Annotated in this window: 1 pseudogene; it reads left to right on the top strand. The window is 70.8% G+C overall.

Features of this window, described 5'->3' with window-relative positions:
* Positions 1–135: 135 nt before the first annotated feature.
* Positions 136–534, top strand: a pseudogene (locus I5M_RS15095) (hypothetical protein); the annotation flags it as partial.

Below are 534 nucleotides of genomic sequence, written 5' to 3'. Positions count from 1 at the left end.
CGTGACGCTGCCGAAAGAAGCGGCTATGAGGTCGCCATCCCGCGGGCCGACGGAGTCGCTCCTGCGGCTTTGATCGCGCGGATTTGCCGAGGGATTTGGCGGATCGCCGCCGACCTCTCCCGCTCGGAATTCTCAATGCCGGACAGACTTTTGACCGCGAGTCCCCTCCGCCGCCGGTGGCCTGCAGGCGCCGCTTTGCTGGGAGCCGCGTTGCTCGCCACCGCCGCCAGCGCGCAGTCGCCCTATCCGGGCAGCCCGGGCGGTTACGGTCAGCAGCCCCAGGCCGCGCCGCAGGGCGGTGCGCCGGTCAATCCGATGTGCACCAGGCTCGAGGCCCAGCTCGCCTCGATCGACCGCGGCGGCGTCGATGCCGCCCGCGCCGACCAGATCCGCCGCTATGAAGAATCCGCGGCCCGGCAGCAGGCCGAGCTCGACCGCGTCACCATGCAGGCCAAGCGCATGGGCTGCGACAGCTCCGGCTTCCTGTCGCTGTTCAACGGCCAGTCGGCGCAGTGCGGCCCGGTCAACAACCAG

It is taken from the genome of Rhodopseudomonas sp. B29, from assembly GCF_000333455.1.
Lineage (GTDB): Bacteria > Pseudomonadota > Alphaproteobacteria > Rhizobiales > Xanthobacteraceae > Rhodopseudomonas.
Note: the sequence above shows the minus strand (reverse complement) of the source record. Positions and strands in the feature narration are given on the sequence as shown.